Annotated in this window: 20 protein-coding genes and 2 pseudogenes; 15 read left to right on the top strand and 7 right to left on the bottom strand. The window is 64.5% G+C overall.

Annotation, left to right across the window (positions count from 1 at the left end; genetic code table 11):
- The 4 genes from IVA74_RS23215 to IVA74_RS23200 all read right to left on the bottom strand — a co-directional run bounded on the left by IVA74_RS23215 (position 1) and on the right by IVA74_RS23200 (position 4,355).
- Positions 1 to 1,272, bottom strand: a complete 1,272-nt coding sequence (locus tag IVA74_RS23215) for a DUF892 family protein (protein ID WP_247348436.1) — start codon at positions 1,270 to 1,272, stop codon at positions 1 to 3.
- A gap of 147 nt (positions 1,273 to 1,419) precedes the next feature.
- The gene (locus tag IVA74_RS23210) at positions 1,420 to 1,713 is read right to left on the bottom strand and encodes a hypothetical protein (RefSeq protein ID WP_247348503.1); all 294 of its coding nucleotides are present in this window, start codon (positions 1,711 to 1,713) and stop codon (positions 1,420 to 1,422) included.
- 103 nt (positions 1,714 to 1,816) lie between these two features.
- Positions 1,817 to 4,054, bottom strand: coding sequence for a glycogen debranching protein GlgX (gene glgX, locus IVA74_RS23205; protein WP_247348433.1), 2,238 nt, complete (start codon positions 4,052 to 4,054; stop codon positions 1,817 to 1,819).
- Between the two features lie 19 nt (positions 4,055 to 4,073).
- Positions 4,074 to 4,355, bottom strand: a complete 282-nt coding sequence (locus IVA74_RS23200) for a DUF3606 domain-containing protein (protein ID WP_247348501.1) — start codon at positions 4,353 to 4,355, stop codon at positions 4,074 to 4,076.
- Between the two features lie 312 nt (positions 4,356 to 4,667).
- On the opposite strand from IVA74_RS23200, the gene IVA74_RS23195 reads away from it, so the two are divergent.
- The gene (locus IVA74_RS23195) at positions 4,668 to 5,525 is read left to right on the top strand and encodes an SDR family oxidoreductase (RefSeq protein ID WP_247348430.1); all 858 of its coding nucleotides are present in this window, start codon (positions 4,668 to 4,670) and stop codon (positions 5,523 to 5,525) included.
- Between the two features lie 8 nt (positions 5,526 to 5,533).
- Here IVA74_RS23195 and IVA74_RS23190 read toward each other — a convergent pair.
- Positions 5,534 to 5,677: pseudogene (locus IVA74_RS23190) on the bottom strand (DUF892 family protein); the annotation flags it as partial.
- 54 nt (positions 5,678 to 5,731) lie between these two features.
- On the opposite strand from IVA74_RS23190, the gene IVA74_RS23185 reads away from it, so the two are divergent.
- Both IVA74_RS23185 and IVA74_RS23180 read left to right on the top strand, forming a co-directional pair.
- On the top strand, positions 5,732 to 5,926 hold the full coding sequence (locus tag IVA74_RS23185; protein WP_247348427.1) for a hypothetical protein: 195 nt from the start codon (positions 5,732 to 5,734) through the stop codon (positions 5,924 to 5,926).
- 132 nt (positions 5,927 to 6,058) lie between these two features.
- Positions 6,059 to 6,241 carry a hypothetical protein gene (locus IVA74_RS23180; RefSeq protein ID WP_247348498.1) on the top strand — a complete coding sequence of 61 codons (183 nt, stop codon included), beginning with the start codon at positions 6,059 to 6,061 and terminating at the stop codon, positions 6,239 to 6,241.
- A 130-nt stretch (positions 6,242 to 6,371) separates the two neighbouring features.
- Here the strand turns inward: IVA74_RS23180 and IVA74_RS23175 are convergent, their stop codons facing one another.
- Positions 6,372 to 8,159: a peptide ABC transporter substrate-binding protein gene (locus IVA74_RS23175; protein ID WP_247348424.1), complete on the bottom strand. Its 1,788-nt coding sequence runs from the start codon at positions 8,157 to 8,159 to the stop codon at positions 6,372 to 6,374.
- 43 nt (positions 8,160 to 8,202) lie between these two features.
- On the opposite strand from IVA74_RS23175, the gene IVA74_RS23170 reads away from it, so the two are divergent.
- The gene (locus tag IVA74_RS23170; protein WP_247348421.1) at positions 8,203 to 8,994 is read left to right on the top strand and encodes a hypothetical protein; all 792 of its coding nucleotides are present in this window, start codon (positions 8,203 to 8,205) and stop codon (positions 8,992 to 8,994) included.
- A gap of 197 nt (positions 8,995 to 9,191) precedes the next feature.
- Here the strand turns inward: IVA74_RS23170 and IVA74_RS23165 are convergent, their stop codons facing one another.
- Positions 9,192 to 9,770, bottom strand: a complete 579-nt coding sequence (locus tag IVA74_RS23165; RefSeq protein WP_247348420.1) for a TetR family transcriptional regulator — start codon at positions 9,768 to 9,770, stop codon at positions 9,192 to 9,194.
- Between the two features lie 140 nt (positions 9,771 to 9,910).
- Here IVA74_RS23165 and IVA74_RS23160 point away from each other — a divergent pair, with 140 nt between their 5' ends.
- The 11 genes and pseudogenes from IVA74_RS23160 to IVA74_RS23110 all read left to right on the top strand — a co-directional run bounded on the left by IVA74_RS23160 (position 9,911) and on the right by IVA74_RS23110 (position 23,199).
- Entirely contained in the window at positions 9,911 to 11,392 is a 1,482-nt protein-coding gene (locus IVA74_RS23160) for an MATE family efflux transporter (RefSeq protein ID WP_247348418.1), read from the top strand.
- 339 nt (positions 11,393 to 11,731) lie between these two features.
- Positions 11,732 to 12,526 carry a MetQ/NlpA family ABC transporter substrate-binding protein gene (locus IVA74_RS23155; protein ID WP_247348416.1) on the top strand — a complete coding sequence of 265 codons (795 nt, stop codon included), beginning with the start codon at positions 11,732 to 11,734 and terminating at the stop codon, positions 12,524 to 12,526.
- 135 nt (positions 12,527 to 12,661) lie between these two features.
- Positions 12,662 to 13,696 (top strand): putative FMN-dependent luciferase-like monooxygenase, encoded by a 1,035-nt coding sequence (locus IVA74_RS23150; RefSeq protein ID WP_247348414.1) that lies wholly within the window; start codon positions 12,662 to 12,664, stop codon positions 13,694 to 13,696.
- A gap of 37 nt (positions 13,697 to 13,733) precedes the next feature.
- A complete protein-coding gene (locus IVA74_RS23145; protein ID WP_247348496.1) occupies positions 13,734 to 14,354 on the top strand; it encodes a CMD domain protein in 621 nt (206 codons plus the stop codon).
- 11 nt (positions 14,355 to 14,365) lie between these two features.
- Entirely contained in the window at positions 14,366 to 14,950 is a 585-nt protein-coding gene (locus IVA74_RS23140; protein WP_247348409.1) for an alkylhydroperoxidase domain protein, read from the top strand.
- A 59-nt stretch (positions 14,951 to 15,009) separates the two neighbouring features.
- Complete coding sequence (locus IVA74_RS23135) at positions 15,010 to 16,167, top strand: ABC transporter substrate-binding protein (RefSeq protein WP_247348407.1); 1,158 nt, start codon at positions 15,010 to 15,012, stop codon at positions 16,165 to 16,167.
- A gap of 13 nt (positions 16,168 to 16,180) precedes the next feature.
- The gene (locus tag IVA74_RS23130; RefSeq protein WP_247348404.1) at positions 16,181 to 18,004 is read left to right on the top strand and encodes an ABC transporter permease; all 1,824 of its coding nucleotides are present in this window, start codon (positions 16,181 to 16,183) and stop codon (positions 18,002 to 18,004) included.
- Positions 18,004 to 18,846, top strand: coding sequence for an ABC transporter ATP-binding protein (locus IVA74_RS23125; protein ID WP_247348401.1), 843 nt, complete (start codon positions 18,004 to 18,006; stop codon positions 18,844 to 18,846). The genes IVA74_RS23130 and IVA74_RS23125 overlap by 1 nt, the downstream gene beginning before the upstream one ends.
- Entirely contained in the window at positions 18,843 to 19,583 is a 741-nt protein-coding gene (locus IVA74_RS23120) for an ABC transporter ATP-binding protein (RefSeq protein ID WP_247348399.1), read from the top strand. The genes IVA74_RS23125 and IVA74_RS23120 overlap by 4 nt, the downstream gene beginning before the upstream one ends.
- 276 nt (positions 19,584 to 19,859) lie before the next feature.
- Positions 19,860 to 20,906, top strand: coding sequence for a HoxN/HupN/NixA family nickel/cobalt transporter (locus tag IVA74_RS23115; protein WP_247348494.1), 1,047 nt, complete (start codon positions 19,860 to 19,862; stop codon positions 20,904 to 20,906).
- Positions 20,887 to 23,199, top strand: a pseudogene (locus IVA74_RS23110) (TonB-dependent receptor). Before IVA74_RS23115 ends, IVA74_RS23110 begins: the two are co-directional and overlap by 20 nt.
- Positions 23,200 to 23,295 lie beyond the last annotated feature (96 nt).

Raw genomic sequence — 23,295 nt, 5'->3', positions numbered from 1 at the left:
TTATTCGGTCTGCTCGACCGTCGCCGGCATTTTCGCCACCGACATCAGCGAGCGGGCAACCTGGTTGAGGAGCTGGTCGGCGTTCTCCTCCTCGGCGAGCGATTTCGACAGCAGGCTGACGATGGCACTGTGCCGAAGTTGCTGGGCGAGGTTGCGCGCCGTGCTATAGCCCGCGATCTCGTAATGCTCGACGCGTTGTGCCGCGCCGATCAGGGCGAGGTCGGCCGCCGCGTCCTCCTTGTCCTCGCCCTCGGCCATGATCTCCTGGCCCTCCTCGACGAGGCCCATCATCCCCTTGCAGGGCTTGGCGCGGGCGGATTTGCCGAGCATTTCGAAGCATTCGTTGATGCGCTCGACCTGCGCTTCGGTCTCCGCGAGGTGGTGCTCGAACAGCTCGCGCAACTGGTCGAAGCGGGCAGCCTCCGCCATCTTGGGAAGCGCCTTGGTCAACTGCTTCTCGGCATGCAGGATATCGCGCAGCTCGTTGATAAGCAGATCACCGAGACCAGCTTCGTCCGCCGGCGGCGAGCTCTCCGTTACGATGGCGGTGGCCGGACCCGGCTCGCCCGCCTGGATCGCCGGCGAGTCCGTGAAGACCCAGTCGCCGCCCTCGTTCCACGGTCCGCGCGTGTCGATCTCGCCATGGTCGCCTGCGCCGGTGGAATCGTTGAAGAACTGGTCGACGAGGCCGGGCGTCGGCGCGACGCGGCCGATGCTGAACGCCGGCTTGCCCATGCTTTCGAGCGCCAGCGCGAACGCCTTCATGTGCGTGATCTCGCGGGTCATCAGGAATTGCAGCGCGTCCTTGCTGCCGGCGTCATCGCAGAAATTGATCAGCCGCTCGTAGACGATCTTGGCCCGCGCCTCCGCGGCGATGTTGCTGCGCAGATCGACGTCGAGCTCGCCGGTAATCTTGAGGTAGTCGGCGGTCCAGGCATTTCCCTGGGAGTTGAAGAGATTGACTCCGCCCCCGCCCGCGATCGCGATCAGGGGATCGGCTTCGGCCGCCTGGCGGTCGAACTTCGACGGCTTGAGATGCATCCGCGCCAGCGTGCCGACCACTTCCAGATGGCTGAGCTCCTCGGTACCGATGTCCATCAGCAGGTCCTTGCGATCGGGATCTTCGCAGTTCAACCCCTGTATCGAGTACTGCATGGCGGCGGCAAGTTCGCCATTGGCGCCGCCGAACTGCTCAAGCAGCATGTTGCCAAAGCGGGGATCCGGCTCGTCCACCCGAACGGTGAACATCAGCTTCTTGACGTGGTGATACATGGGGGGACTTTCGGGTTCGAAGGACAGGAGAAGAAGATGCTTTGCGAACGGGCGGCTTCAAGGTTCGTTCCTATCGAGACGATCTGCGCCGGTGGTGTCAGGCGCAGATCGTTCGATGTCGTTGGCGGCAGGATTGCGCGCGCTTTCTCAGCGCTGATCCGGACGCTTGGCGGGCGGCCCGCTCTTGTTGCCCGGTGCGCCCTGAATATTCGACGGGTCCTGCGATTGCACGGCGGGGTTGCCGGTGGCGTTCGTCGAACTCGATCCGACGGTTTCACCGGGCTTGGCGGCCGGACCGTTCTTGTTGCCGGGCTGTCCGGCAATGCCGGCCCCTGAATTCTGCGCGCTCGGCGCGGACGATACGTCAGGCTTGCTGGACTGCGCCCAGGCTGCTGCGGGCAGCGCAAGGGCAGCGAGGATAACGGCACCTGTGAACTTCATCTCGGTGTTCTCCAACTGATGCCCCGTCTGCTCGAACGCCTCCGACCTGCGTGCGTTCCTGTTGGCGTCAGCTCGAAGCGTCGGCTCGCCCCATCATGGCGAACTATCCGGGCAGCGGCGCCTCCACGACGTCCAGCAGCGCTCCGACGCCTTGTCGCAGGCGACGCGTGGCGACGGTCTCGGTAGCGAGGCCGAACACCACGAGAGATCGCCCGGTCATTGCATAAGCGTGCCCGAACTCGAACGCGGGCATCTGCCCGTCCGGTTGATTGGTGTCGATCAACCCGAGCCAGTTGCGTCCCTCGGCGACGGCGGGCAAGGTGAAATTCACGACGTCGTAATGGGCGTTGTAGATCAGCATCATGGTCGCATCCGAGCCGCGGCGCTTGATCCCGGTCTCCTGGGCGCGGCCGTCGAGCAGCAGAGCGAAGCATTTGGCGTTGCCGTCCTGCCACTGCTCCGTCGTCATTTCCTCTCCGGACGGCGCGAGCCACGTCACGTCCTTGACGTCCAGCTCCTCGTTGTGGGAACCGACCAGGAAGCGGCTGCGGTAGAGAATGGGAAATGCCTTGCGCGTGGCGATCAGCTTGCGCGTGAATTCGCGCAGGCTGCGGCCGTTCGCGGTGATGCCCATCCAGCCGAGCCAGGCGGTCTCGTTGTCCTGGGCATAGGCATTGTTGTTGCCGTTCTGAGTATGTCCGAATTCGTCGCCGGCAAGCAGCATCGGCGTGCCGTGAGACAACAGCATGGTCGCCAGCAGATTGCGCTTCTGGCGCTCGCGTAGCGCCGTGATTTCCGGATCGTCCGTCGGCCCCTCGGCGCCGCAGTTCCAGGAATGATTGTTGCTGTGGCCGTCGCGATTGTCCTCGCCATTCGCCTCGTTGTGCTTGTCGTTGTACGAGACGAGATCGTTGAGATTGAAGCCGTCATGGGCCGTGACGAAGTTGACGCTGGCCCACGGCCGGCGCCCGCGCTTGTTGAAGAGATCGCCGGATCCCGACACGCGCTTGGCGAAGTCCGCGATCGATCCTTCTTCGCCCTTCCAGAAGGCGCGCACGGTGTCCCTGAACTTGTCGTTCCACTCCGCCCATCCTGGCGGAAACTGACCGACCTGGTAGCCGCCCGGACCGATGTCCCAGGGTTCGGCGATCAGCTTGACGCTGGAGAGCACGGGGTCCTGGCGGCAGGCATCGAGGAAGCCGCCGCCTTCGTCGAAACCGTAGGGCTCTCGTGCCAGGATGGTGGCGAGGTCGAAGCGGAAGCCGTCGACCCGCATCTCGGTCGCCCAGTAGCGCAGGGAATCCGCGACCAGTTGAAGCACGCGCGGGTGTGACAGGTTCACCGTGTTCCCGGTGCCGGTGTCGTTGATGTAGTGGCGCGGCGTGTCCGGCAGCAGGCGGTAATAGCTGGCGTTGTCGATGCCCTTGAAAGACAGGGTCGGGCCGAGCTCGTTCCCTTCCGCGGTGTGATTGTAGACGACGTCGAGGATGACCTCGATCCCGTGGGCGTGGAACTGGTTGACCATGGCCTTGAATTCGTTCGCCAGCGGCGTCTTGAGGTAACGCGGCTCCGGCGCGAAGAAGGCGAGGGAGTTGTAGCCCCAGTAATTGCGCAATCCCTTCTCGACCAGATAGCTGTCGTCGACGAAGGCATGGATCGGCAACAGCTCCGCACTGGTGATGCCGAGCGATCGCAGATAGGCCGGAACCTCCGCATGCGCGAGGCCGGAGAACGTGCCCCGGTCTGCGTCGGGCACCAGCGGATGCAGCTGGGTAAAACCCTTGACGTGCATCTCGTAGACGATCGTCCGCTCCCACGGCACTTCCGGCTTGCGGGCGGCGCCCCAGGTGAAGGCCGGGTCGATGACGCGGCATTTCTGCATCAAGGGCGCGCTGTCGCGTTCGTCGTAGGAGAGATCCTTGTCGGCATGGTCGAGCTGGTAGCCGAACAGCTCCGGTCCCCAGCGCAACCGGCCGACCAGTTGCTTGGCGTAGGGATCGAGCACGAGCTTGTTGGGATTGAAGCGGTGTCCCGCGTCGGGTTCGTAGGGGCCATGGACGCGGTAGCCGTAGACGGTACCGGGACGGGCTGCGGGCAAATAGCCGTGCCAGACTTCGTCGGTATATTCGGGGAGCTCTATCCGCTCCAATTCAGTCTCACCGTTATCGTCGAACAGGCAGAGTTCGACCTTGGTGGCATGGGCCGAAAACAGCGCGAAATTGACGCCAAGTCCGTCCCAGGTGGCGCCGAGCGGAAACGGCTTGCCCTCGGTGATCCGGGAGCGGCGCAGGCTCGAGGCCGCCCGCGTCAGAGCGTCGTCCGAATGTATTTGTTGATCCATCGTTCCCCCGAATAGCCGTTCAAGAAACTGGTTCAGTCGCCGTTATTTCGGCTGTCGCCTGCTCGCCGACGGCCGCCGCAGCGATCACGGTGCCAGGAGGAACATCGTCCGGCTTGGGCAGTGTGGTTGCCCTTTGCTGCGCCGCCTCCTTGCTGATCGCCGCAATCGAGTTGCCGATCCGGTCGACGATGCTGGTCAGCTCCGAATCCGACAGCCCAAGACGCTTTCTGACGAGCCGCACTTGAGTACGGTCGGCCAGGTCGAGTTTGTTGCGGATCGGCTGTGGCTTCGAGCGGCGCATGGCGAAAACTCCTGTGTAGAGTTGCAACCGTCCCTCAGGCGATTCCGTTCCTTGCTTGTCTTGCGGTTGCCCGCCTGGATCGAAGATTTGTAGATGGCTGCGTACGACCTGGCCGACTGTGGCCAACTGAAGGCCTGCGCCATGGCAGCGCGGCGCATGTGATCGAGGCGGCCCCTCTCGATCGCGAGATCGACCCCCTTCTGGTGCACCAGGGGCGACATCATCGTGCGGCTTGGCCAAGAGGCATGATGGGACGGCGAGGAACGCTTCCGACGGCTTTCCGTTAGCGGAGCAAATTCCTGGAGCCGCTCCATGACCGAATATCCAAAGCCGCCGTTTCCTCCGCAGCAGCAATCGATGCCCGGTTCGACGCGCGCGATGAATCCTCGACCGGATCACGGCGAGGAAAGTTACAAGGGCGCGGCGCGCCTGGCCGGAAAAAGGGCGATCATCACCGGCGGCGACAGCGGCATCGGCCGCGCGGTCGCGATCGCCTATGCCCGGGAAGGCGCGGACATCGTCATCGCCTATTTGAACGAGGACGAGGATGCCGCCGAGGTCAAGGCGCTGGTGGAGCGCGAGGGACGCAAGATCGTCCTGATCCCCGGCGACATACGCAATCCCGATCATTGCCGCGCGATCGTCCGGCGCACCGTCGAGGAGCTCGGCGGAATAGACATCCTCGTCAACAACGCGGCCCATCAGGCCACGTTCAAGGACGTCGCTGACATCAGCGACGAGGAATGGCAGCGGACGTTCGAGACCAACATCCACGCCATGTTCTATCTCACCAAGGCTGCGATCCCCCACATGCGCCCGGGAGCGGCGATCATCAACACCGCGTCGGTGAATTCCGACATGCCGAATCCGACCCTGCTGGCTTATGCCACAACCAAGGGTGCCATTCAGAACTTTACCGGTGGGCTCGCCCAGATGCTGGCGACGAAGGGCATTCGGGCCAACGCGGTCGCCCCGGGTCCGATCTGGACGCCGCTCATTCCGTCGACCATGCCGGAAGACACCGTCAAGAATTTCGGCAAGCAGGTGCCGATGCAGCGGGCCGGGCAGCCGGCCGAGCTCGCGACCGCCTATGTCATGCTTGCCGATCCGCTCTCGAGCTACACATCAGGAGCGACCCTGGCGGTCACGGGTGGGAAACCGTTCATCTGACTGAAGACTCATCTGCGCGCCATGAGAACGGTGTTGGCAGCTTTCGCTTCGTTCAAATTGGTCGTGAGGAAGCGCACGATGTGGTCGTGCCCAAGTTCCTCCGCCCAGGCGATCAGCATGCCGTAGCGACACTCGTAATGCTCCACGAACTGGAACGCCGCACGGCCGCGGCTGTTCCATTTCCGTGCGCAGATCAGGAGAACCGAATGAGTGATGCAGCAGATCATCTCGCGAACCTGCTCGGACGGGCGGCGATGGACGTGTGGGGCGACATGCCTCGCGACATCCAGGAAGCGCTGTTCGAGACCGCCATGAAGGGACGGGCTGCTGAGCGGGAAGAGCTCGCGCGACTGCTGCATGAGCGGCATCCCCGTACGCTTCATCCGGCGCGGCCGGGCTGACGCGGCGGCGGGAACGATCGCGCGAGAAGCCGATTGGTAAATGGGCGATGCGCTGCGAACGGCTTTGGAAGAAACCCGCGGACCGCGTCGTTCAACTTGAGTCGAATCTGTGGGTCGATTGACGTGACTGAGATGATCATCGGAAAATGGTACGACCCGATCTCGCAGCGATGGATCGTGCCTCGCGAGGCCCGTCCGGTGGCGGCCTATTCGCAGTCCGGCGCGGAGAAGGGGCTGGACAGCCGCAAGTCGGGCGAGGCGGAACGGATCTGGGACCTGTTGGTCGATTGCTGCGCAAATGGTTCAAGTGGTTGATGCCACGCCGATCGCCACCTTCGCCCCAATGCGAGGGCCTGGCCGGATTTGTTCACATGTGAACAGAAGTGCCGGCAGGGATTGAGCTGGTGGGCCCGAGCCGGAGATTGAGCGTTCAGCCTGCCCGGCGTCAGTTGCGGTACCAACTCGCCAGATTCCACGTCGTGACGTCCCACCCTGACATGTCGACCATGAGGTTGTTGACACCTGCATTGACGATGTTGCGGGATAGAAGCGGCAGAAACACGTTGGCCTCGCAAAAAGTTTCGTCGACCTTGATCAGCAGTGCGGCGCGCTTGACCGGATCAAGCTCGTTCTGGGCCGCCTTGTAGGCCTTGTCAGCCTGGGGATCGGACCAGCGCGAGACGTTGCGGCCCAGCCATTTGTTGTCCTTGTTGGAGATCTCCCAGGAGACGCACTGGTTCAGGAACCGCTCCGGGTCGGGCTGCGGCTGCGTGGTGTTGTACATCTCCATGTCGGCATAGAACTTCGAGTAGGTGTCGGGGTTGCCGACGTCCGACGAGAAGAACACCGAAGGGGTGACCGACTTGAGCTCGATCTCGATGCCCGCCTTCTGGCAAGCCTGCTTGATGATGGCCTGCGTCTTCTGGCGCGGCGCATTGGTCGAGGTCTGGAAGACGAATTTCAGCTTCTTGCCGTCTTTCTCGCGGATGCCGTCCGCGCCCTTGGCCCAGCCGGCTTCATCGAGGACCTTGTTGGCCTTGTCGACGTCGAACTCGTATTTCAGCTTGGCTGACTTGAACTGTTTGGGTGCGTTGACGAAGCTCGCGGTGGCGACGCCGCCGCGGCCGTAAATGAACTTCTGGATCGACTCGCGGTCGATCAGCAGGTTGATCGCCCGGCGAACGGCGGGATCGGACAGCGTCGGGTGCTTGGTCTTGACGCTGGAGCGCTCGCCGTCGACTTCGGTCCACGGGTCCGTCGTGTTGAGGACGATGAACTCGACGTTGCCGGAGGGCGTGACGTCGAGCTTGCCCTTCCCGCTTGCCTCCATGCGCTTGAGGACCTCCTCCTCGACCTGCATGTTCCAGGCATAGTCGTATTCGCCGGTCTGGAGCACGGCGCGCGCCGCGGAGACCGCATCGCCGCCGCCCTTGATTTCGAGCGTGTCGAAATGCGGCTGGTTCTTGACGTGATAGTCGGGATTGCGTTCGGCCCTGATCAGGTCGCCGGGCTTGAACTCGACGAATTTGTAGGGACCGGTGCCGACCGGCTTCAGGTTGCCGGGCGCCTCGCGCGACTTGGCGCCGGCATAGTCGCCGAAATGGTGCTTGGGCAGGATCGGACCGACCGAGCCGACGAAGGGGTCGGCCCAGAACGGCGTCGGGCTCTTGAAGATCACTTTGACGGTGTGGTCGTCGATCTTCTCGACCTTGATGTCCTTGTAGGATCCCGTGGTGTACGCCGCGGTCGCGAGGTCCGCGGCGTATTGCCAGGTAAAGACGACGTCGTCGGCGGTGAACGGCTTGCCGTCATGCCATCTCACGCCCTGCTTCAGCTTCCAGATCACGCTCATGCCGTCCGCCGCGAGGCTGCCGTTCTGCTTGCTCGGGACCTCGGCGGCGAGGCAGGGGAACAGGTTGCCGTCCTTGTCCCAGCCGGCAAGCGGCTCGAAGAACACGCGCGAGGCGATCTGGTCCTTGGTGCCCAGCGCGAAATGCGGATTGAGCAGCGTAGGAGCCTGCCAGAGCAGGATCTTGAGCGGGCCACCGCCGCCGGCCTTGGTCGGCTTGTAGGGCAGCGTGGCGTCCGCCATCGCCACGTCGTTCCAGAGCAGGATCTGGCTTGCGACCGGCGCTGCGATCCCGATCGCAGCCATCGTCTGCATGAACGAGCGTCGCGACAGGGTGCCCTGCTTCACCTCCGCGATGGACTTGCGGATTTCGTTCTCGTTCATCGGTTGAGCTCCACCTGCACATTGCCACCGGCCAAAGCCCATCATGTTTCATCAGGGCCGGGGCGGCAATGCCGGCAAGAGAGCAAAGTCCTGCGGCGAAATGACGAGGGTGGAGATGGGCAGTTTCTGCCGGGACAGATTTGCCGGCGTGACGAACCTGCCATCAGGAATTAGCGATAAGCCCTTGATGGCAATAACGCTCTCATCTGGCATGCTCGTTGCACGCAGAACGTGCGTTTGCAATGGAGTGGAGTTTGGTATGAGCGTCAGCAGTATGAGCAGCATCGGTGGTGGAAGCGCGGCGGGTTCGCCTTCGTCCACCGGGCAGGCGAAATCGGCCGATTCACAAGATGGAGTCTCGATGTTCGCGTCCCTGCTGAACGATGGCACGCCCTACGACGAGGTCAAGGTGAGCTTGCCGAACGGCATGTCGATCGGCATCGTCCACTTCGGCGGCGGTGGCTTCGACAGCAGCGCGCTCAAATCCATCGAGGATTTCGTGCAGAGGCTCGCGAGCCAGCAGATTTCAGGAACCTCGACATCCGGCGCTGATCAAGCGCAGAATGCCGATCAAGCGCAGAATAACGACACGCCCGACACTGCGGGGCTCGACAAGGTCCATGTCGATCTTCCGAATGGAATCTCGTTCGAGGTGCTGCATTCCTCCGGTGGTCATGCAACGGACAGTGCCGCCGTCATGAAAGAGCTCACCGAGGCGGCCGAGGAACTCGCCGAATCCCTGTCGCATTACTCACCGGCGTCGGCCGCAGCGTCCGCCTATGCCGCGCAGGCAGTGTCATCCGGCCGCAACGGCCAGGTGGACGCGAGGAGCTGAGTGCGAATAGCGGTAACTGGACCGCCGCCTGAGAGACCCAGGCGGCGATCCGGTGCGAGCTCAGGTGAACTTGGGGAAGTTCCAAGGCCGCGCCGGAACGCTAACCCGGTCGCCGCGGGCACATGTTGCTCCAGCCGGAGATTGATTGCAGCCGCCAGGAAATTGCCACACATGCTCCCTCCGAGAGCCGACATGCATCAGCGCCCGTTCGCAAGGGCCAGCGCGGCATCCACTGCATTCTCCAGAATCTCCTCCGACAATTGCCTGTCGCTCACCGCGCGCGACAATTGCAGCGCGCCGACCATGGTGGCGTAGACCGAAATCGCGCGTCGCCGACGCTCCGCAGCCGAGCCATCCGGCATCCGCGCGGCCATCAGCGCGATGAGATCGGCCGTCTTTCCGGTAAAGGTGTCGCGCGTCGCCTTCGGATGCCGCGCGATCTCGGAAACCAACGCTGCGGTCGGGCAGCCAGTCGCCGCGCGGTCGCGATGCCTGGGGGAGAGATAGTCGCGGATCGTGGTCTCCAGCGCGACGCCGTTTGCGAGATTGTCCTTGTGCCTCTGCTCGCGCCGCTCCAGCGCCTCACACAGCACCGCGCGCACCAGATCCTCCTTGGAGGCGAAATGCGTATAGAAGGCGCCGTTGGTCAGGCCGGCCTCCGCCATGATGCCGGCGAGGCCGACCGCGGCGATGCCGCTCTCCCGAAACTGCGACGAGGCGACGTCGATGATGTGCCGCCGTGTGGTGTCCCTGTGTCCCTTGTCGTAGCGCGCCAATCCCGCCTCCTCGCGACCTGGCCATCGCCCGGCCACAAGATCGTGAGGCGCGGCCTATTGCATTACGATCATAATAATACATTATGTGTGTAATGCAATAGGCGGCCGTCCGGCGGTCCGTGACGTACAGGATCAAACCCATGTCAGTCGAGGATGCCGCCGCGCCGGCCTTGTCAGCCACGCAAGCCGTGGCCCGCACCGCGGCTCCGCTCCGCCGGGAGTTCGCGCCCGTCCCAAGCGCGGCGGCAACAGAGAGCGCTGCGGCAACCGAAGGCGCCGCCGAGCAGAAGCGTGTCGCGCTGCTGATGGCGCCGATCCTGCCGACGCTGCTCAAACTCGCCCTGCCGACCGTGACGGTCCTGGTGGCGCAAACCGCGGTCAACATCGCGGAAGCCTATTATGTCGGCTTCCTCGGCACCGATGCGCTCGCCGGCGCCGCGCTGGTGTTCCCGATCTTCATGCTGATGACCATGATGTCGAATGGCGGCTTCGGTAGCGGCGTTGCCTCCTCGGTTGCGCGCGCGGTCGGTGCCGGCCGACGCGACGACGCCGAGGCCGCGTTGTTTCACGCCGTGGTGCTCGCGATCATTGCCGGCGGCGTGTTCACGCTCGGCGTCATCGTCGGCGGACCGCATCTGTATCGCGCCCTCGGCGGCGCGGGCGATGCGCTCGCAGCTGCCACCGCCTATTCCAACTACCTCTTTGCCGGCGCCATCCCGGTGTGGATCGTCAATCTTCAGGCCGCGGCGTTGCGCGGCGCCGGCAACGTCAAGGTGCCCGCGCTGGTGACGCTGGTCGGCGCGATCGTGACCATTCCGGTCTCGCCGGCTCTGATCTTCGGGTTCGGGCCGATCCCGCGGCTCGGCATCGGCGGCGCCGGCATCGCCTTCGGCCTCTATTATGGCGCGGCGATGCTGTTCCTGCTCCGCTACATGTTGTCGGGCAAGTCCGGTCTGCGACTGCACATCGTGCCCTTGCGCGCAAAAATCTTCGGCGACATGCTGAAGGTCGGCATCCCCACCGCCTTCAACGCGGTGCTGACCAATCTCACCGTCATCCTCGTCACCGGCGCGGTCGGCCTGTTCGGCACCTCGGCGCTTGCCGGCTACGGCATCGCCTCGCGACTCGACTACATCATGATCCCGCTGCTGTTCGGCATCAGCACGGCGACGCTGACCATGGTCGGCGTCAACATGGGCGCGGGGCAAACGGCGCGGGCGCGGAAGATCGGCTGGGTCAGCGGCATTGTCGGCATGATCATGACCGGCGCGATCGGCCTGTTGGTGGCGATCTTCCCGACCTCGTGGCTGAACCTGTTCAGCCACGATCCCGAGGTCGTGAGCGAAGGCGCGACTTACCTGCGCATCGTCGCACCTGCTTATGCAGCGCTTGGCTTCGGCTTCGTCACGTCCTTTGCCGTGCAAGGCACCGGCCGCGCCATGGGGCCGCTCGCAGGCGCGCTCATGCGGATCCTGATTGCGGCCGGCGGCGGCTGGATCGCGGTGGCGAGCTTTGGGGCGGGAATGGCGGGACTGGCCACGATGGTCACGGTGTCGCTTGCCGCCTATGCCGCGATCTGCGCCCTGATCATGCTCTCGCCGGCGACGTGGCGCTTGGAGTAAACCGGCATCACTGCAGGCCGGTAACGCCAACCGCCAGCGCCGCGAGCAGCAGCAAATTGCTCAGCAATTTGAGCGGCGTGTGTGGGAGCGCCAGCCAACGCGAGACTTTTTCGGAGAACGACAGCGCCGGGTCGGCGAACAGCGGTTCAAAGCTGTGCCTGAAGAAATGCGGAAATTCGCTTTGCCGTGATACGCCTCACGCTTGCGCAGGTGCATTCGTTCCCCACACGGCGTCGAACGGAGAAGCGTCGTCCGCGTCAGCCGGCCAATATGGATTTTCATTTCATTGATTTCGCCCCGCGGAGAAGCGAATACGGTTCCAATCATTGCCGCCGAGTTATGGAGACCAAGATGTCGTTTCGCGTCCCCCTGATCCTCGCAACCGCGATCGCGGCCTGGTCGGCTGCCGCCTCGGCCGAGACCATCAAGATCGGCGTGACACCGGGGCCGCACGCCCAGATCTTCGAGGCCGTGAAGCCGATCGCCGCCAAGCAGGGTCTCGACATCCAGCTCATCGAATTCTCTGACTACGTCGTGCCGAACGCAGCGCTCGATGCCGGCGAGATCCAGGCCAATTCGTTTCAGAACCAGCCTTATCTCGACAACCAGAAGGCCGACCGCGGCTACAAGATCGAAGCCGTCGGCCTCACCGTGAATTTCCCGATCGGCGTCTATTCGAAGAAGCACAAGGCCTTCGCCGACATCCCCGAGGGCGGCAAGGTCTCGATCCCGAACGATCCGACCAATGGCGGCCGCGTGCTGCTGCTGCTGCGCGACAAGGGCGCCATCAAGCTGAAGGACGGCACCGGCTTCAAGCCGACGGTGCTTGATATCACCGAAAATTCCAAGAAGCTGAAGTTCATCGAGGTCGACGCGGCACAGGCGCCGCGCGCGCTCGACGACGTCGACGCCGCCGCGATCAACACCAATTATGCAACCCAGGCTGGCCTCGATCCGGTCAAGGATCCGATCCTGCGCGAGGACCCGAAGGGTCCCTACGTCAACCTGATCGCCATTCGCACGGCCGACAAGGACAAGCCCTGGGTCAAGATCCTCGTGGACAGCTACCACTCGGCAGAGGTCAAGGAGTTCGTCCTGACCAAGTTCAAGGGCGCGGTGTTGCCGAGCTGGTAGGCAGTCTGCCCAGCCAGAGTCCAGCCAAAGCCCAGCTCCGGGGCGATCCCGGCGGGCAGCCTTGCGCAATGCCCGCTTGTCTGGAGCTGCGGCAACCGACATCATCGAGGCCCATTCTCGCCCGACAGGGGTCGTATGAAACGCTTTGCAAACCTGAAACGCCTGGGGTTTTTCACGCGGCTTCTCGACGAGGCCCCGCCCGCCGACCGATATCGTTTCGCGGCCGAGCAAATCGTGCGCGCCGAGAAGGCGGGCCTGGATTCCGCGTGGATCGCGCAGCATCATTTCCACGAGCGCGAGGGCGGCCTGCCGTCGCCCTTCACTTTCCTCGGTTACGTCGCCGCGCAGACCTCGCGCATCCGCCTCGGCACCGGCATCGTCACCTTGCCGCTGGAGAACGCGGTGCGGGTGGCGGAGGACGCCGCGGTGCTCGATCTGCTCTGCAACGGCCGCTTCGAGCTTGGCGTCGGCACCGGCGGCAACCCGTCGGCCTTTGCCGCGTTCGGCCTCGACAGCGCCCAGCGCAACGAGATCTTTGCCCGCAATCTTCAGGTCGTTCGCACCGCGCTGGTCGGCAAGCCGCTCGACGGCGGCGATACCCTCTATCCGCAGCGGCCGCAATTGGACGGCCGGATCTGGCAGGCGACGTTCTCAGTGGCGGGCGGCGCGCGTGCCGGCAAGGCGGGTGATGGCCTGTTGCTGTCGCGCACGCAGCCGAGGCCCAAGGAAGCGCCGAAGGCAACGCTGGCCGAGATTCAGAACCCGGTCATCGATGCCTATCTCGAAGCGCTGCCGCCGGGACGCGAGCCCCGCATCATGGCCTCGCGCAGCGTCTTCGTCGCCGACGACCGGACTGAAGCGATGCGCCTTGCCGATATCGGGCTGCGGCGCGCCCTGCCGCAATTCCTCAAGGGCGGCCACGCCAAGCCGGGCGAGACGCTGGAGGAGATGATCACCGCGTTCGACACACATGTCGGCGCGGCCGACGACGTTATCGCCTCACTGCGCACCGACGCCACGCTGGAGCGGGTGACCGACCTGGTGTTCCAGGCGCATTCGGTCGATGCGCCGCACCCCCATATCCTGCGTTCGATCGAGCTGGTCGCGGAGAAAGTCGCGCCGGCTCTGGGCTGGACGCGGACGGCGCCCGATGTCGCGCTGGCAGGTTAGTCGGAATGAACAGAGTAGCGTTGTACGAGGCTAAATGATGGGTACGAAAGATATCATCGACACGCTCGCCGGGATCGAACCGGATTCGTCCCTCGACGCCATTCGCGGGCGTCGCATGCAGGCACGCGACAACGCGCAGAAGAGCTATCTCTCGCTGTTCGAGCCGATCGACGCCGGCGATTTTTCGCTGCTGGAGCGCGCGGCGGTCGCACTCTTCGTGATCGGTCTTCACCGCGAGCCCGATGTGGCCGGCTTCTATCGGACGAAGCTCGCGGCGACCGCCGACGGAGCCCGCCTGGTGGAAGCGGTCGATGTCGAAATCGCCCGGGGCGAGACCTCCGGCCCGTATGGCGCTTTTCCCGCTGGCCCGCTGTCGGTCGAGAACAAGGCCGGCCTGATCTACCGCGTCAGCGCGGAGCGCAAGCCCGATCTCGGCACCCGGCTCGTTGCCGCGTTTGAGCATGCGCATCTGCTGGTGTTCCGCCCGCGCGATGCCGCGTCAGCCGACATGAAGGCGCTGCTCGCCGCCGGCTGGTCGAGCACCGGCATCGTCACGTTCTCTCAGCTCGTCGCGTTCCTGTCGTTTCAGGTGCGCGTCGTCACCGGACTGCGCGTGCTCGGTGCCTCGCTTGGGCACACCGCGAACGCCGGCGCGTAGGAGGCTGCATCATGAGCGCTGCAAACAATGTCAATCCGCCCGTCGTCTTCACCCAGGATGAACTGGGCTGGGTGTCGTGGATCGATCCGCTGCCCGAAGCCGAGCTGACCGAGCGGCACTTCGCCGGCCTGGTCGATCGCTCCCGTTCCAAGTCTGAGTATTTCCGCCTGCTGGTGCGCGATCCCGAGGTGCTGGAAGCCCGCACCAAGACCGACAAGGACATCTTCTACAACGTCGCCGACGGCCTGCCGCGCGCTGAGCGCGAGCTCGCGGCGGCTGCGACTTCGCGCTACAACGGCTGCATTTACTGCGCATCCGTGCATGCGCGTTTCGCCAGCACCTATTCCAAACGCCGCGACGATTTGCAGCGCCTGCTCGACGAAGGCGTCGGCGCCGATCTCGGCGAGCGATGGAATGCGGTCGTCAAGGCCTCGGTGGCGCTGGCTGCGACGCCGATCGCGTTCGGCCCTGACAATATCGATGAGCTGCGCCGTGCCGGCCTCGACCATGCGGAAATCGTCGACGTCATCAACGGCGCGTCGTTCTTCAACTGGGCCAACCGGCTGATGCTGTCGCTCGGCGAGCCCTCGAAATAACCAATCTCACCGGCATAGAAATTGCTGCTTGTTTCAACATTAAGTGGATGGAGCCGTGCATGAGCAACATCGATCGTCGTACCCTGGTCAGGGGCTCGCTTGCCGCCATGATGGCGGGAGCAGCCTTCTCGCGCGCCGCCTTCGCGCAATCGTCCGAGCCGATCCTGCTCGGCGTCAGCGGTCCGCTGACCGGGCCAAACGCGCAATATGGCACGCAGTGGAAGCAGGGCTTTGATCTCGCGCTCGACGAGATCCAGTCAGCGGGCAACATCAACGGCCGCAAGCTCGCCTACAGTTTCGAAGACAGCCAGAGCGACCCGCGCCAGTCGGTGGCGATCGCCCAGAAATTCGTCTCCGATCCCAGGATCGTCATGGAGCTCGGCGACTTCTCCAGTCCCGCCTCGATGGCAGCCTCGCCGATCTATCAGCGCGGCGGGCTGGTGCAGTTCGGCTTCACCAACTCGCATCCCGATTTCACCAAGGGCGGCGACTTCATGTGGAGCACCTCGGTCAGCCAGGCCGACGAGCAGCCGCTGCTGGCGGCCTATGCCGTGAAACGTCTCGGCCTGAAGAAGCTCGCGGTGCTGCACCTCAACACCGATTGGGGCCGCACCAGCCGCGATTATTTCGTCAAGGCCGCGAAGGAGCACGGCGCCGAAATCGCCGTCACCGAAGGCTACATCGCGGAGGAGCGCGACTTCCGCTCCACGCTGGTGCGCGTCCGTGACGCCAATCCAGATGGACTGATCCTGATCTCCTATTATTCCGACGGTGCGCTGATCGCGCGCCAGGCGCGCCAGGTCGGGCTGAAGCAGGTGATCTGCGCCGCGAGCTCGGTCTACTCGCCGAAATTCCTGGAGCTCGGCGGCGAGGCGGTCGAGGACGTCCATGTCGGCACGCGCTATTTTCCGGAAGACCCGCGCCCCGAGGTGCAGAAATTCATTACGGGCTTCAAGAAGAAGTACAACGGGCTCGAACCCGACGCGTTCAACGCCTACGCCTATGACGCGATGAACATGGCGGCCGCCGTCGTCAAGATCGGCGGCGCCGACCGGCGCGCCATCCGCGACGCCTTTGCGAAAGTGAAGGACGTATCGAGCGTGATCTTCGGGAAGGCCACCTTCGACGTCGAGAGCCGGCGCGTCAAGGGCGCCATGAATGCCGAGCTCGTCGTGCGCAAGGGCCAGTTCGCGCTCTGGGACGGCAAGCCGACCTGAGGGGATCTCCTGCGTGTCTTCCTGGCTCGACTACACGATCAACGGGCTGATCGTCGGTAACGTCTACGCCCTCGTTGCGGTCGGGCTCGCGCTGATCTTCGGCGTCAGCCGGCTGATCAACTTTGCGCAAGGCTCGATCTACCTCGTCGGCGCCTATATCGGCTGGGTCGCGGTGGTGCAGCTGCATACGCCGCTGCCGCTCACCATCATCCTGGTCGCGGCGGCGGCGGCGCTGGTCGGGTTGATCATCGAACGGTTCGGCCTGCGCCCGCTGCAGAACTCGGTGCGCATCGCGCCGCTGCTGGCGACGATCGGCATCAGCTTCGTGCTCGACCAGCTCGTGATGCTGACCTTCTCGCCCAATCCGCGCGCGCTGCCGAGCCAGCTGCCGGATGTTCGCTTCCAGATCGGCGGCGGCACGATCGGCCCGCTTGATCTGCTCATCGCCGGTGTCGGCATCACCAGCGCGCTACTGCTGTTCGTGTTCCTGCGCTATAGCAAGCTTGGCTGGGCGGTGCGTGCCACCGCGCAGGACCGCGACGCCGCGATGCAGATGGGCGTCGACGTCAACCGGGTCAATCAGGCCGTATTCGGCATCGCGGCTGCGCTTGGCGGCGTCTCCGGTCTATTGGTTGGCATGTACTATAACCAGATCGATACCGCGATGAGCCTGCAGGCGACGCTCAAGGGCGTTGTTGCCGAAGTCGTCGGCGGCGCCGGCAATGTGCCCGGTGCGGTGATCGGCAGCCTGTTGCTCGGACTGGTCGAGAGCTACGGCGTCGCCGTGTTCGGCACCAGCTACCGCAATCTCTTCGCCTTCCTGCTGCTCGTCGTGGTGCTCGTGCTGCGCCCGAACGGCCTGTTCGCGAGCGCACGGCAGGCGCCGCCCGAGCCGCTCACCGGCACGTTCATTGCGCCGAGCCGCCCCGTTCGCATCCCGCGCTGGGTTCTGCTGGTCGCCACCGGCATCTTCGCGGTCCTGCCGTTCTTTCCGGTGTCTTTCTACGTGCTCCAAACCCTGATCAACGCCTGGCTGCTCGGCATGCTCGCGCTCAGCCTCACGCTGGTGGCGGGCACGATCGGCCAGGTCTCGCTCGGACATGCCGCGCTGCTGGCGATCGGCGCCTACACCTCCGCGCTGCTGTCGCTCACGTTCGCCGTCCCGGTCGGTCTCGCCATCATCGGCGGCGGCCTGATGAGCGCCGCGCTCGGCACGGCGCTGATCTCGCCGTCGTTCCGCCTGCGCGGGCATTACGTGTCGATCGCGACGCTCGCCATCGGCGAGATCGTGTCGCTGGTGATCCTGAACTGGGAAAGCGTCACGCGCGGTCCGATCGGCATCTCCGGCATCCCGCCGCTGTCGCTGTTCGGCTATGAGTTGGTCAGCCCGATTTCGATCTATTGGTTCAGCTTCATCGTGATGGTCGTACTGGCGCTCCTGCAGGGACGCCTGCTCGGCTCGCATCTCGGCCGCAGTTTTCGCGCCATTCGCGACGACGACATCGCCGCGCGCGCCTATGGCCTCAGCCTGAACCGCTACAAGTCGCTCGCCTTCATCTTCGGCGGCTTCGCGGCCGGCGTCAGCGGCGGCATCGCCGCGCATCTCTATTCCTACATCAACCACGAGACCTTCAACACGCAGCAATCCATTCTGGCGCTGACCGTGGTGATCCTCGGCGGCCTCGGCAATGTCGTCGGCGCGATTCTCGGGGCGGTCGCGCTGGTCGGCCTGCCGGAAGTGTTCCGGATCGCGGCCGAGTATCGCATCCTGATCTACGGCATCGTGCTGCTGCTGCTCGTGCGGTTCAGGCCGCAGGGCCTGTTGGGGACGATGTGATGGCGGAGCAGCACACGACCATGCTGTCCCTGCGCGGGCTGACGCGGCGCTTCGGCGGCCTGACCGCCGTCGATGCCGTCGATCTCGACCTCGCCAAGGGCGAGCTGATCAGCATCATCGGCCCGAACGGTGCCGGCAAGACGACATTGTTCAATCTCGTGACCGGGCTCGATCGGCCGGACGCCGGCACAGTTCACTTCGAAGGTCAGGACATCACGGGTCTTTCGCCGGAGCGGCTGGCCGCCGAAGGCATCGCGCGCACGTTCCAGCTCGGCCGCGTCTTCGGCAATCTCAGCGTCATGGACAACGTGTTGATCGGCGCCCACACGCGGCTGCGTGCGGTCAAGCCCGCCGTGCCGCTGATCGGCCCGCTGCTGGAGTTGGGATTGGCATTGCTGCGGCCGGCCAGCGTCAAGGCCGAGGAAGAGCGGCTGCGCGAGGAGGTGAAAGCCATCCTCGCGCGCTTCGGCGAGCGCCTGCTGCCGCGGATCGACCAGCCGGCCTACAGCCTCTCCTACGCCAACCGCCGCCGCGTCGAGATCGCCCGCGCGCTCGCGCTGAAGCCGCGCCTGCTGCTGCTGGACGAGCCGACCGCCGGCATGAACCCGACCGAGACCGCGGAGATGCAGGGCCTCGTTGCCGAACTCAAAGGCGAGGGCCTGACCATCCTCCTGATCGAGCACAAGCTGGAAATGGTGATGCGCCTCTCCGACCGCGTCATCGTCATGGACGAAGGCAAGAAGATCGCGGAAGGGCCGGGCGAGCAGGTGCGCAAAGATCCCAAGGTGATCGAGGCCTATCTCGGCCACGGCCTGACGACGGAGCAGGAGAGCGCGGCATGACGAACTCGCCTCCTGATGCGCTGCTCGCGCTGACCAACGTCAACAGCTTCTACGGCCAGGCCCAGGTGCATTTCGACCTGTCGATCAGTGTTCCGCGCGGCCACATCGTCTGCCTGCTCGGCGGCAACGCCAGCGGCAAATCCACGACGATGAAGATCATCCTCGGCCTGGTGAAGCCGCGTTCCGGTGACGTGATTTTCGACGGCGCCTCGCTGCTGGGACTGACCACGCCGCAGATCGTCCGCCGCGGCATCGCCTCGGTGCCGGAGGCGCGGCGGCTGTTCGCGGACATGAGCGTGCGCGAAAACATCCTGATGGGCGCCTTCGTGCGCAACGACCGCGATGCGATCGCGCAGGATCTCGACAAGATGCTCACCCTGTTCCCGAAGCTCGGGCAGCGGCTGTCGCAGCGCGCCGGTTCGCTCTCGGGCGGCGAGCAGCAGATGGTTGCGATGGCGCGCGCGCTGATGAGCCGTCCCAGGATGATCGTGATGGACGAGCCCACCATGGGCCTGTCGCCGCTTTACGTGGATCGCGTGCTGGAGCTGATCCGTGCCATCAACCAGGAAGGCGTCTCGGTCTTCATGGTCGAGCAGAATGCCAGCCTCGCGCTCGAGATCGCGCACGAGGCCTATGTGCTCCAGACCGGCAAGATCGTGCTGTCCGGCTCGGCCCGTGCGCTGAAGGACGACCCCCGCATCCGCGACGCCTATCTCGGCGGCTCCGAGGCTGCCTAGCGCCATCTCGGCCTGCATGGTTCGAGACGCCCGCCGTTGGCGGGCTCCTCACCATGAGGATTTGGCATCTCGCAGCGAAACAAGACCTCATCCTGAGGAGCCCGCGCAGCGGGCGTCTCGAAGGAAGGCCACAAGCATTCCTGCAAAGCGGCTCCCCTGAATTGCACTGGTCAGTATGACCATCTTATGAAAAGATCATACCGCCCATGCGATGGGCGTGCAGCGGACGGATTGATTGTCGTGACGAGATGGTCTTTGCGGGCGGTCGAGCCCGGAATGGTGCTGCTGTTCGGCGGGTTGATCGCCGCCAATGTCGCGGCGTGGGTCTGGGCTTTCGCGGCGTTCGGCGACCGGCCGACGGTGATGGCGACCGCGCTGCTGGCATGGGTGTTCGGCCTGCGCCACGCCGTCGATGCCGACCACATCGCCGCCATCGACAATGTCGTGCGCAAGCTGATGCAGGCCGGCGGCGCGCCGCGCAGCGCCGGTCTCTATTTCGCGCTCGGCCATTCCACCATCGTGGTGGTCGCGACCATGCTGCTCGCGCTCGGCGTCGTGAGCCTCGGTGTCGGGAGCCTTGGCGGCGACGGCCTGCTCAGGGAGATCGGCGGCTTCATCGGCACGTCGGTCTCCGCGTTGTTTTTGCTGCTGATCGCGGCCATCAATCTCGTCATCTTCGTAGGCCTGTGGCGGACGTTTCGCGAAGCGCGGGAGCAGGGCATTCACGACGCCGAGGGCCTCGACGCCCTGCTTGTCAATCGCGGCCTTCTGGCGCGGCTGCTCGGCCCGATGTTTCGCCTGGTGACAAAGCCCTGGCACATGTACCCGCTCGGCTTTTTGTTCGGGCTCGGCTTCGACACCGCAACCGAAATCGGCCTGCTCAGCATCTCCGCCGGCGAAGCCGCGCGCGGCGCGTCGCCCGTCGATGTTCTCGTCTTCCCCGCGCTGTTCGCGTCGGGCATGGCGCTGGTCGACACCGCCGACTCCGCGCTGATGGTGAGCGCCTATCGCTGGGCCTTCGTCGATCCCCTGCGAAAGCTCTGGTACAATCTCACGATCACCGGCGCCTCCGTGGCGGTGGCGCTGTTGATCGGCGGCATCGAGGCGCTCGGGCTGATCGCGGATCGCCTTGGTCTCTCTGGCGGCGTTTGGGCGCTGGTCGACGCACTCAACGACTCGCTCGCAAATGTCGGCTTCGCCGTGATCGCGCTGTTCGCGATCGCCTGGCTCGTCTCGGTCGTGCTATATCGGCGGATGTTTGCGCTCGGCTGCGCCACCGCGCCAAAAGTGCTGCAACGCGCCGATGCCACCGAGGCGGTCTGAGCCCGGCCGATGCTACGGCGCGCTGACGGCATTTTCGGCCTTGGTGCTGCTCGCGGATGGCGGCGACGCTTTCGCGCAGAACGCGGGCACCTCGCGCGAACTGCCGCCGGTCCAGGTCAGCGGCGGCGAAACGAGACCTCACAAGAAACCCGCCTTAGCGCGACGAGCCGGCAAACCGGTCCGCTCGAACGACCGCATCGTTGTCGATCCGACAGCAACACAAGCACCGAACGCGCGCAGCGTCGCCTCAGGCGTCAAGGGCCCGCCCGGCATGGCAAGCGAGATCACCGTCTCCGGCGAGGAGATCAACGCACGCCCTTTCGCACGGCCGGGCGAAGCGCTCGAAGCCGTGCCGGGGCTGATCGTGACCCAGCATTCCGGCGAGGGCAAAGCCAACCAGTATTTTCTGCGCGGCTATAATCTCGACCACGGCACCGATCTCGCCATCACGGTGGATGGCATCCCCGTCAACATGCGTACGCACGCGCATGGCCAGGGCTATGCGGACCTGAACTGGCTGATCCCGGAAACTATTGCCGCGATCGACGTACGCAAGGGGCCGTACTTCGCCGACGAGGGCGATTTCGCCTCGGTCGGCAGCGTTCACATCGGCTTGATCGACCGCACCAAGGGTCTTGCGCAGGTGACCGCCGGCAGCTTCGGCTATCACCGTTTGCTCGGCATGGACTCAGCGAAGGTCGGTGACGGTTCGCTGCTCGTCGCGGGCGAACTCGGCACCTATAACGGCCCGTGGGACAATCCGGACAATGCCCGCAAGCTCAACGGCCTCGTGCGTTACAGCCAAGGCACCGCGACCGAGGGCGTGTCCGTCACCGGCATGGCCTATGCGAACAAATGGAATTCGACCGACCAGGTGCCACAGCGCGCGATCGCGACCGGCCTGCTCGACCGGTTCGGCTCGGAGGATCCAAGCGACGGCGGCAACACCAATCGCTTCGCGCTCTCGGCCCGCGTGGCGCAGAGTGACGATGTGGGGTTGTGAAAAGCCAACGCCTATGTCGTGAAGAGCCAACTCGATCTCTTCAACAACTTCACCTACTTTCTGAGCAATCCCGTGCTGGGCGACCAGTTCCACCAGCACGACGACCGCCTGATGGCCGGCGCCAACATCTCGCGCACGCTGGACGGCTCGTTCGCGGGGCTGCCGATGCAGACCACCATCGGCCTGCAATCCCGCTATGATGCGATCGATCTTGCGCTGACCAACAATTTTCAGCGCGGCTTCGTCTCCAACGTCCGCAGTGACAAGGTCGGCGAGGGCAGTGTCGGTCTCTTCGGCGAAAACACCGTGCGCTGGACCGACTGGCTCCGGACCACAATTGGCTTGCGCGGCGATTACTACGCCACCGACGTCACATCGCTGTTCAACGTAAACAATTCCGGCCGCGCCGATTCCACGCTCGGCAGCCCGAAATTCAGGATGGTGCTTGGTCCGTTCAACCAGACCGAATTCTTCCTCGGCGCCGGCTACGGCATGCATTCCAACGACGCTCGCGGCGCGACCACGACCGAAGACCCGAGTGATCCTGCCACAAGGCTCACGCCCTCGCCGCTGCTGGTCCGCACGCGTGGCGCGGAAATTGGTGTTCGCAGCAAAGTCGTTCCCGGCCTCGACGCGTCGCTCAGCATCTTCATCCTCGACCAGGATTCCGAGATTTTGTTTTCCGGCGATGCCGGCGATACCTCGGCGACCCGCGCCAGCCGCCGCTACGGCTTTGAGTGGACCAATCATTATCGCCCGCGATCGTGGATCGACATCGATGCCGACGTCGCGATGACGCATGCGCGCTTTCGCGGCACTGACAGCGAGCAGGCGGGGGTCTACGCCTCCCTTGCCGGCTATCCCGAGGCGCAGTTCGGCAACGCGCCCGGCAATTACATTCCGAATGCGCCGGCGATGGTGGCCTCGGCCGGCATCACGCTCGGCGAGAAGACGGGCTGGTTCGGGTCCTTGCGCTGGCGCTATCTCGCGTCGAGCCCGCTGACGGAAGACAATGCGTTTCGCTCGGCCGCGACCAGCATCTTCAACGGACGCCTCGGCTATCGCATCGACAATGGCTGGCGCCTTCAGCTCGACGTGCTCAATCTCTTCAACACGCAGGCGAACCAGATCACTTATGCCTATGGTTCGCTGCTCACGACCGACACGCTGTACAATCTCTGCACGTCAGGCACCGCGCCGGCGGCAGTCTGCCAGAACGGTGTGATGGATTATGTGCTGCACCCCGTCGAGCCGCTGACGTTCCGCCTGACTGTGGCGGGAGCGTTCTAGGGTCTGTTGGGATTCAGGATTCTCATCGGGGCTTGGTTGTGATTCAAGCTTGGGATGGACCGATTCGTTTTGACTGACGCCCAATGGGCGAAGATG

It is taken from the genome of Bradyrhizobium sp. 132 (assembly GCF_023074185.1).
Taxonomy (GTDB): Bacteria; Pseudomonadota; Alphaproteobacteria; order Rhizobiales; family Xanthobacteraceae; genus Bradyrhizobium.
Note: the sequence above shows the minus strand (reverse complement) of the source record. Positions and strands in the feature narration are given on the sequence as shown.

What these genes read in the sequence shown, in the direction of transcription:
- IVA74_RS23215 (WP_247348436.1), bottom strand. Translation starts at nt 1,272, where the DNA reads ATGTATCACCACGTCAAGAAGCTGATGTTCACCGTTCGGGTGGACGAG.
- IVA74_RS23210 (WP_247348503.1), bottom strand. Translation starts at nt 1,713, where the DNA reads ATGAAGTTCACAGGTGCCGTTATCCTCGCTGCCCTTGCGCTGCCCGCA.
- glgX (WP_247348433.1), bottom strand. Translation starts at nt 4,054, where the DNA reads ATGGATCAACAAATACATTCGGACGACGCTCTGACGCGGGCGGCCTCG.
- IVA74_RS23200 (WP_247348501.1), bottom strand. Translation starts at nt 4,355, where the DNA reads ATGCGCCGCTCGAAGCCACAGCCGATCCGCAACAAACTCGACCTGGCC.
- IVA74_RS23195 (WP_247348430.1), top strand. Translation starts at nt 4,668, where the DNA reads ATGACCGAATATCCAAAGCCGCCGTTTCCTCCGCAGCAGCAATCGATG.
- IVA74_RS23185 (WP_247348427.1), top strand. Translation starts at nt 5,732, where the DNA reads ATGAGTGATGCAGCAGATCATCTCGCGAACCTGCTCGGACGGGCGGCG.
- IVA74_RS23180 (WP_247348498.1), top strand. Translation starts at nt 6,059, where the DNA reads ATGATCATCGGAAAATGGTACGACCCGATCTCGCAGCGATGGATCGTG.
- IVA74_RS23175 (WP_247348424.1), bottom strand. Translation starts at nt 8,159, where the DNA reads ATGAACGAGAACGAAATCCGCAAGTCCATCGCGGAGGTGAAGCAGGGC.
- IVA74_RS23170 (WP_247348421.1), top strand. Translation starts at nt 8,203, where the DNA reads ATGTTTCATCAGGGCCGGGGCGGCAATGCCGGCAAGAGAGCAAAGTCC.
- IVA74_RS23160 (WP_247348418.1), top strand. Translation starts at nt 9,911, where the DNA reads ATGTCAGTCGAGGATGCCGCCGCGCCGGCCTTGTCAGCCACGCAAGCC.
- IVA74_RS23155 (WP_247348416.1), top strand. Translation starts at nt 11,732, where the DNA reads ATGGAGACCAAGATGTCGTTTCGCGTCCCCCTGATCCTCGCAACCGCG.
- IVA74_RS23150 (WP_247348414.1), top strand. Translation starts at nt 12,662, where the DNA reads ATGAAACGCTTTGCAAACCTGAAACGCCTGGGGTTTTTCACGCGGCTT.
- IVA74_RS23145 (WP_247348496.1), top strand. Translation starts at nt 13,734, where the DNA reads ATGGGTACGAAAGATATCATCGACACGCTCGCCGGGATCGAACCGGAT.
- IVA74_RS23140 (WP_247348409.1), top strand. Translation starts at nt 14,366, where the DNA reads ATGAGCGCTGCAAACAATGTCAATCCGCCCGTCGTCTTCACCCAGGAT.
- IVA74_RS23135 (WP_247348407.1), top strand. Translation starts at nt 15,010, where the DNA reads ATGAGCAACATCGATCGTCGTACCCTGGTCAGGGGCTCGCTTGCCGCC.
- IVA74_RS23125 (WP_247348401.1), top strand. Translation starts at nt 18,004, where the DNA reads ATGGCGGAGCAGCACACGACCATGCTGTCCCTGCGCGGGCTGACGCGG.
- IVA74_RS23120 (WP_247348399.1), top strand. Translation starts at nt 18,843, where the DNA reads ATGACGAACTCGCCTCCTGATGCGCTGCTCGCGCTGACCAACGTCAAC.
- IVA74_RS23115 (WP_247348494.1), top strand. Translation starts at nt 19,860, where the DNA reads ATGGTGCTGCTGTTCGGCGGGTTGATCGCCGCCAATGTCGCGGCGTGG.